Here is a 6,799-nt window from a genome sequence, read left to right as displayed (position 1 = left end):
GTGGACGGAACCAAAATCGAGGCGAACGCCAATCGCTACACTTTTGTATGGGGCAAAGCTGTCTGCAAACACAAGGCCAAACTGCAAGAGAACGTACATGCCCTGTTCGCTGACATCGAAGCGGCAGAGAACCAAGAAAAACGCGAACACCAGGGAAGAGACCTTGCTGAACTCGGCGAGTCTTCCGAGATGAGCAGCGAGAAACTAGAACAAGTAGCGCAGAAACTTGAAGCCCAGCTATTGGAGAAACCCAAAGACAAGCCTCTGAAAAAAGCCTTGTACAAAAGCGGCAGGAAATCGGGAAATGGTCGTCAGTTTGGAACGACTGCGGTATCAGAAACAGGCTCGGGAAATTCTGCGAAGTGAGGAAGGTTACGCCTTGGCCGTACGTCGAATGACGGAGCCCGAAAGTGTATTTGGACAACTGAAAAACAACCGGGGCTTCCGGCGATTTCTGCTTCGCGGCATGGAGAAAGTGACGCTTGAGGTCGGGTGGCTTTCCCTTGCCCATAATGTACTAAAACAAGCCGCAGTGGACCAAAAACGCAAAACAGCGATTCTCCAATAACCGGAGAATCGCTGTTTTGCTGACTTTTTGCGTTTTCTAGAATGAAGAAGAACTGTCTCTGACTTTGAAAATCTACTTATGGGACAGCTCCTTATGATACTCCCCCATTATAGCTAGATAAACGTCTCGGTCCTTGGCCGGGCGGCCTTTTCCACGGTACGACAGCCGATATTTGGGACTCCATTGATATCCTTAGTGCAGATTGGACAAATCATTCGCTGTGCCGGCGATATGTACGTAGGCGCGTTCAGCTCCTGCATGGACAACGCTTGATGCCGACAGCGATGGATTTTTCTGAAAACTTTCAAAAATAATGAGGCCAGAGAGAGTCTGTCATCTCTCAATCAGCCGACTGCTGGACGTATCCCAACGCCACGGGCCTGATTTCCCCTCCAAATGCAGCCCGCCATACCACTCGTCTTTGCTTTTTAGCAAGAGGTAGTCCTCTTCTCCAGCCAAGACCTTCCGGCCCAGCGCGGTTAGCGTAATCCTGCAATCGGCAAAAGAGGGTACCGTATGACCAAAGTCGGGGAAGGCCTCCAATCCTTGAATATGCAGCAGCGGGTAAGGCTCTTCCCACATGTTCTTCAGATGGCGCCAATATTCCAGGTCGCCCATGCCCAAAATATGCAGTTGCTCTCCAACCCTCCCGAATAAAGCGTGCGGTGTATATTCCGCGCCTGCAGCGGCCTCCAAAGTAGCTTGCTCAATAAGCCCAAGTCCGTTATGAACAGATGGGATGCGGGATAAATGGGCCTCGAACGCCTTTTTCACAAAAGGCAGCGCGGAGGTATCTTCCTCAAGGAACCGGATATGCTGCTCCGGCAAGGGTGAAGTATAGGCTTCCCACATTTTGCTTCCCAGCGCCAATTCTCGCTCTGATAAAGGCCGCCAGGTACCGGATAATGCCTTTAGCTGCTTAACCGTAAGCTGGCCCAATCCGCGAAAGCGTTCAACCCCCGGGTAATCCCCGATGCACAGCAAGTTCAATTTCGTGTCCCCAAGCGTCTGCCCGGCAAGGCAATAAAGCAGATAACACAGCATCGTCTGATCGAACAGATCGTATTCGAACCACAAGACGATTTCGTTATATTTTTTCAAATTACGCAGAATTCGCTCCTGCTCCTCAATCTTCAAATATTCCTCCTGCGGAATTCCGAAATTCCGTTCCAGATACCGCGCCCGAATCTCCCGGTTCTGTCTCTGTGCCATATCGCGGAATACAGGCCCTACGGAATAGATTTCTCTCCAGGCCACAACCTCACCTTGAACCGCGCCCTGCCTGAGCTTATCCGCAACAGAATCTCCGTTTGTAATATGCAGCATGCTTTTTCCTCCTTATAGGGCTCATCAAATTTCGCATCTATGTATATACTAAGTATATACCAGTCCGGGAGGTTGTGGTAATATTGAATAAAAGGAAAAAGAAAGGTTGGGTCCATATGGCAAATACAACTATACGCAAGTGGGGTAATAGTCTCGCCGTCCGTATTCCTCAGGAAGTTTCTGAGCTCGTAAAATTTACGGATGGAGTAGAGGTTGAAATGTATGTTACCGAGAACAATGAGGTCGTTCTTCGCCCTTCGTTTCCGACTACCGACGATCAAGACGCTCTTCGCAGACATTTTCTGTCGATACGTGCGAAATGCAAAGCAGGGATGACTGCCCACGAAGAGACTTTTGTAGAACCAATGGGAGATGAGATCATTTAATGTCAATTACAGGAGATGTGGAACGCGGAAGCGTCATTTGGTTAAATGTGTATCCGACGCGGGGGCACGAACAAAATGGCTGGCGCGCCGCAATCGTACTATCAGATGGACTCATCGACCCCGAAAATTCAACATTTGCCATGATTGTTCCGATCACGACTAAAATTAAGAACTATCCCTTTGAGGTGCCGGTCCCTTCAGGGATCACTACGACCAATCCCCGAGTCCCGTTTACGGAACTTAGCGGCGTGGTGCTGACAGATCAAGCCAAATCGCTTGACCTGAACGCAAGAAATGCTGTGGTCATTGGCAAAGTGGATCCCGCCTCCCATTTTTACCGATTTATAATCACTAATGTACGTTCGATTCTCGCTTAATTCCATAATTCAAGAAGTACGCCTGACGGCGTCCTTGAAGGACGCAAGTACGTTTCTCGTAGAAATATAAGACCATTTATAAGCGTGAACTTATAGATTCTTATATTTGAAACAAGACCATCCCTGCACGGGATGGCCTTCTCTTTGAAATACAATACTGCGAGTGCTTAACCCAATTATATCCCCTGTGCCGGATAGCCCCGCATGAAGCGACTATTTCACAGACGGCAAGTACTCGGCAAGGCGGTCCCATGTTTCGGTGATGCCCTGCTCCATGCCCATATCCATAACCGTCTTCAGCGCTTCGGCGGATTCAAACCGTGACCGGCTGATGATCTTCGTCTTCCCATCCTGCTCGATAAACTCCATCGTAGTATCCGAGGACGGCATTCCTTCCGCAACATTGCCTTCCGCATCGGAGAAATAATCGGTATAGACAATTTTTTCCGGCTCAACGATATCATGATATACCGCTTTGCCCCAGGATTCCATGCCGTAGAAATCGCCCTGCTTCTCATCCACGCACTTCATGCAGTAATGCCAAACGCCGCCCGGACGAAAATCGACGGTGCAAACCGGCAGGGTCCAGCCTCTAGGCCCCCACCAATGCTTCAAATGCTCAGCTTCCGAAAATGCCTTGAAGACAAGCTCACGCGGCGCATCGAATACACGCTCCAGAACCAATTCCTGACCTTCCACTCTGGTAATCATTTCATTCGGCATTGAATACTCCTCCTTAAGATTAGGTTTCCTTCGGCTCATTTTCCCCGGCTTGCGGCTTGTTCTCTTCGGCTTGCATCTTCTGCAGGTAAATGTCCAGATTGTCGAAGCGCTCGTTCCAGATGTTGCGATAAGCATCCAGCCAGGAAGCCAGCGCCCGAAACGGCTCACTGCGGAGCCTGTAGTTCCGGCGATTGGCCACTGCCTCGACTTCAACCAGTCCGGCCTCCAGCAGAACCCGCAAATGCTTCGAGGCTTGGGGCTGGCGCAGCCCCAGCTGATCGGCGATTTCGCCTACAGTCAAGGGACCGCCGCGCAGCAGCTCGACCATGCCTAATCGGCTAGGTTCGGCCAGTGCGCTGAATGTCATAATATTCATAATGCTATTGTTCCTCTGGCGAAGCGATTCTAACCTGGGATACGGCGGGGCCTATGCTTTCGGTACGGGTCATATCAGGCCACCTCATTTCAATTATTGTGTATCGGCTGCTTATAGATATAATATACCCAATAAGGAATATTTGAATCAAGGAATATTTTAAAATTTTAGATTTTCGCTAGATTCTCTAGTCGAGTTCTAAAGATGTCGCCAACTTGGAGATCAGCTGGTTCGTTTTGATATTCATCAGACATCAGACAACTCTTCTATTAAGGATATCCGGCACAGTATAATGAAAAGAAACACGGGAGAGGGATAAATAAATGAAGAGCACGGGAAAAAGTCTGTCCGAGCATGTTGCTGAGGATATCCTCGCAATGATTACCATCGAGAAAAAATACACGGCGGGGGACAAGCTCCCTAATGAGAACGTGCTGTCCGCCGAGCTGGAGGTTAGCCGGACTACGCTGCGGGAGGCAATACGCATCCTGGTCACCCATAGGGTACTGGAAATCCGGCGCGGCAGAGGCACCTATGTAAAGAATCATAAAGAGCTTACCGGAGAGTCCGGGCTGGACGAGCTGTCCGCTCTTCAGCTGGATGTGAAGGATTTATATGAAATGCGTTTGATTTTTGAGCCGGAGTGCGCCTACTATGCCGCCAAACGGGCCACGGATAAGGAACTCGAACGGATTCTTCACTATGGGCGCCTGGAAGAGGAATTGATTTTACAAAAGGAAGACCGGACGGAGGCCGAGCACGCCTTCCATAAATCAATTGCCAAGGCAACCCACAATGAGTTTATGAACCGGCTGATGCCAATTCTGTATCAGGCTATAGACAAGGGGGTTCCCCTATCGGACATTGATAAAGAAATGGTCCAGAACACTCTTCAGGATCACCGGATGATCATGGAATTTCTTGCAAAGCGGGATGCCGAGGGCGCCAAAACGGCGATGAAGCTGCATATCATCCACGCCATGCGCGGCTTTGGTATAACGGAAGAGTAGGGCAAGGTTGAAGCGGAGCATCAAGCTTACGCCGAAGCTTTTTAAAACAAATTACAGGCTGCCTTTATTATAACTTCCATCACAGAAGATAAGACATCATACCTCTATAATGTTGTCATACAACAAATATGTGAGAGGTGTCTTGCCAATGAACAGTTCTGTCGTAACCAAAACTGCGCCGCAGCGCGCGCTGCTTCATGCACTCGGATTGACCCCCGAGGAAATGGACCGGCCTTTAATCGGTATTGTCAGTTCTCAGAACGATGTCGTCCCGGGCCATATGAATTTGGATAAAATCGTCGAGGCTGTCAAGCTCGGCGTAGCCATGAGCGGAGGAACGCCGCTGGTCTTCCCGGCGATCGCTGTCTGTGACGGCCTTGCCATGGGTCATCAAGGAATGAAGTACTCGCTGGTTACAAGGGAGCTGATTGCTGACTCTACGGAAGCGATGGCTTTGGCCCATGCCTTCGACGCTCTCGTCATGATTCCCAACTGTGATAAAAACGTCCCGGGATTGTTAATGGCAGCAGCGCGCCTGAACATACCCGCTATCTTTGTCAGCGGCGGACCCATGCTTGCTGGCAAAGTGGACGGGGAGAAGATCAGCTTCTCCAGTGTGTCAGAGGCGGCGGCGGCGTTCCGCGCCGGAACGATGACCGAGGAAAAACTGCTGGAATACGAGAACAAGGCCTGCCCAACCTGCGGCTCCTGTTCCGGTATGTACACGGCGAACAGCATGAACTGCCTGACGGAGGTGCTGGGGATGGGGCTTCAGGGCAACGGAACGATTCCTGCCGTCTATTCGAAGCGGATTCAGCTTGCCAAACGGGCGGGTATGCAGATTATGGAGCTGCTGAAGCGGGGTATTAAACCGAGAGATATTATGACCGAAGATGCTTTTACCAATGCTCTAACCCTGGATATGGCGCTCGGCTGCAGTACCAACAGCATGCTGCATCTGCCCGCCATCGCCCATGAATGCGGCGTAACCCTGGATGTGGATATCGCCAATCAAATCAGCGCCAGAACGCCGAATCTCTGCTACCTCGCACCCGCCGGGCATACCTACATCGAGGAGCTTGATGAAGCCGGCGGCATTTACGCAGTAATGAACGAAATCGATCAACTAGGCTTGCTGAAGACCGACTTGATTACCTGTACGGGGAAAACGGTGGGGGAAAACATTGCCGGTTGCTTCAATAAAAATCCGGAAGTCATCCGTCCCGCCCGCAATCCTTACAGTCCTACCGGCGGAATCGCTGTGCTCAAGGGAAACCTAGCTCCCGGTTCCTGTGTGGTCAAGCGTTCCGCCGTCTCTCCCGCTATGCTCAAGCATGAGGGCCCCGCCAAAGTATTTGACTGCGAAGAAGACGCTCTCCGGGCGATTCACTCCGGTCAAATTGTAGCGGGTGACGTAGTTGTTATCCGCTATGAAGGACCCAAGGGCGGACCGGGCATGCGGGAAATGCTGAATCCCACCTCCGCCATTATGGGGCGCGGGCTTGGCGAAAGCGTCGCCCTCGTCACCGATGGCCGATTCAGCGGCGCCACCCGGGGCGCAGCCATCGGCCATGTCTCTCCTGAGGCGGCGGTAGGCGGCAATATCGCGCTGATTCAGAATGGGGACATCATCCGGATTGACATTATGGCCAATGAGATTCACTTCAACGTTACCGATGAAGAATTGAACCAACGCCGGGCCAAATGGAAGCCGAAAGAGCCGAAGATCACCTCGGGCTACCTTTCCCGCTATTCCGCCATGGTCACCTCCGGAAACAAAGGTGCGATTCTGGAACTCCCCAAGCCGTATTGACAAGAAGAAACGGCTGCGCCGTCCTGTTAGGGACGGTATCGTTTCTCGTAGAAATATAAGGTAAATGATAAGCGCGAAGCTTATACTTTCTTATATTTTAAAAAAGCAGCAAGCCCGCTCCATAAAGCGGATTTGCTGCTTTTTTCAAAGCATCGCCTAAATTACGGCTTAAGTTCCCTATACGCCGCCTACTCCCTCGGCTCCCCCCCCCCCTCCCCCC

Annotated in this window: 7 protein-coding genes and 2 pseudogenes; 6 read left to right on the top strand and 3 right to left on the bottom strand. The window is 51.0% G+C overall.

Features of this window, described 5'->3' with window-relative positions; translation table 11 throughout:
- Window positions 1-366: pseudogene (locus tag L691_RS33475) on the top strand (hypothetical protein); the annotation flags it as partial.
- Window positions 269-568, top strand: a pseudogene (locus tag L691_RS33470) (transposase); the annotation flags it as partial. The pseudogenes L691_RS33475 and L691_RS33470, both read left to right, overlap by 98 nt.
- 333 nt (window positions 569-901) lie before the next feature.
- On the opposite strand, the gene L691_RS0108265 reads toward L691_RS33470, so the two are convergent.
- Window positions 902-1,894, bottom strand: coding sequence for a DUF1835 domain-containing protein (locus tag L691_RS0108265; protein WP_025689928.1), 993 nt, complete (start codon window positions 1,892-1,894; stop codon window positions 902-904).
- Window positions 1,895-2,010: 116 nt separating this feature from the next.
- Here L691_RS0108265 and L691_RS0108260 point away from each other — a divergent pair, with 116 nt between their 5' ends.
- Together L691_RS0108260 and L691_RS0108255 are read left to right on the top strand one after the other, a co-directional pair.
- Window positions 2,011-2,280 carry an AbrB/MazE/SpoVT family DNA-binding domain-containing protein gene (locus L691_RS0108260; RefSeq protein ID WP_156934197.1) on the top strand — a complete coding sequence of 90 codons (270 nt, stop codon included), beginning with the start codon at window positions 2,011-2,013 and terminating at the stop codon, window positions 2,278-2,280.
- Window positions 2,280-2,657 carry a type II toxin-antitoxin system PemK/MazF family toxin gene (locus L691_RS0108255; protein WP_025689926.1) on the top strand — a complete coding sequence of 126 codons (378 nt, stop codon included), beginning with the start codon at window positions 2,280-2,282 and terminating at the stop codon, window positions 2,655-2,657. The genes L691_RS0108260 and L691_RS0108255 overlap by 1 nt, the downstream gene beginning before the upstream one ends.
- A gap of 213 nt (window positions 2,658-2,870) precedes the next feature.
- On the opposite strand, the gene L691_RS0108250 is transcribed toward L691_RS0108255, so the two are convergent.
- Together L691_RS0108250 and L691_RS0108245 are read right to left on the bottom strand one after the other, a co-directional pair.
- Complete coding sequence (locus tag L691_RS0108250; protein WP_025689925.1) at window positions 2,871-3,380, bottom strand: SRPBCC domain-containing protein; 510 nt, start codon at window positions 3,378-3,380, stop codon at window positions 2,871-2,873.
- Window positions 3,381-3,399: 19 nt separating this feature from the next.
- Window positions 3,400-3,756: an ArsR/SmtB family transcription factor gene (locus L691_RS0108245; RefSeq protein WP_025689924.1), complete on the bottom strand. Its 357-nt coding sequence runs from the start codon at window positions 3,754-3,756 to the stop codon at window positions 3,400-3,402.
- A gap of 323 nt (window positions 3,757-4,079) precedes the next feature.
- Here L691_RS0108245 and L691_RS0108240 point away from each other — a divergent pair, with 323 nt between their 5' ends.
- Both L691_RS0108240 and ilvD read left to right on the top strand, forming a co-directional pair.
- The gene (locus tag L691_RS0108240; protein WP_025689923.1) at window positions 4,080-4,766 is read left to right on the top strand and encodes a FadR/GntR family transcriptional regulator; all 687 of its coding nucleotides are present in this window, start codon (window positions 4,080-4,082) and stop codon (window positions 4,764-4,766) included.
- Window positions 4,767-4,914: 148 nt separating this feature from the next.
- A complete protein-coding gene (ilvD, locus tag L691_RS0108235; protein ID WP_025689922.1) occupies window positions 4,915-6,579 on the top strand; it encodes a dihydroxy-acid dehydratase in 1,665 nt (554 codons plus the stop codon).
- Window positions 6,580-6,799 lie beyond the last annotated feature (220 nt).

Source organism: Paenibacillus zanthoxyli JH29, assembly GCF_000520715.1.
Classification (GTDB): Bacteria; Bacillota; Bacilli; order Paenibacillales; family Paenibacillaceae; genus Paenibacillus_AQ; species Paenibacillus_AQ zanthoxyli.
This window is presented reverse-complemented; position numbering and strand designations above follow the sequence as displayed.

Coding starts and splice junctions, on each gene's coding strand:
- L691_RS0108265 (WP_025689928.1), bottom strand. CDS start 1,894: ATGCTGCATATTACAAACGGAGATTCTGTTGCGGATAAGCTCAGGCAG.
- L691_RS0108260 (WP_156934197.1), top strand. CDS start 2,011: ATGGCAAATACAACTATACGCAAGTGGGGTAATAGTCTCGCCGTCCGT.
- L691_RS0108255 (WP_025689926.1), top strand. CDS start 2,280: ATGTCAATTACAGGAGATGTGGAACGCGGAAGCGTCATTTGGTTAAAT.
- L691_RS0108250 (WP_025689925.1), bottom strand. CDS start 3,380: ATGCCGAATGAAATGATTACCAGAGTGGAAGGTCAGGAATTGGTTCTG.
- L691_RS0108245 (WP_025689924.1), bottom strand. CDS start 3,756: ATGAATATTATGACATTCAGCGCACTGGCCGAACCTAGCCGATTAGGC.
- L691_RS0108240 (WP_025689923.1), top strand. CDS start 4,080: ATGAAGAGCACGGGAAAAAGTCTGTCCGAGCATGTTGCTGAGGATATC.
- ilvD (WP_025689922.1), top strand. CDS start 4,915: ATGAACAGTTCTGTCGTAACCAAAACTGCGCCGCAGCGCGCGCTGCTT.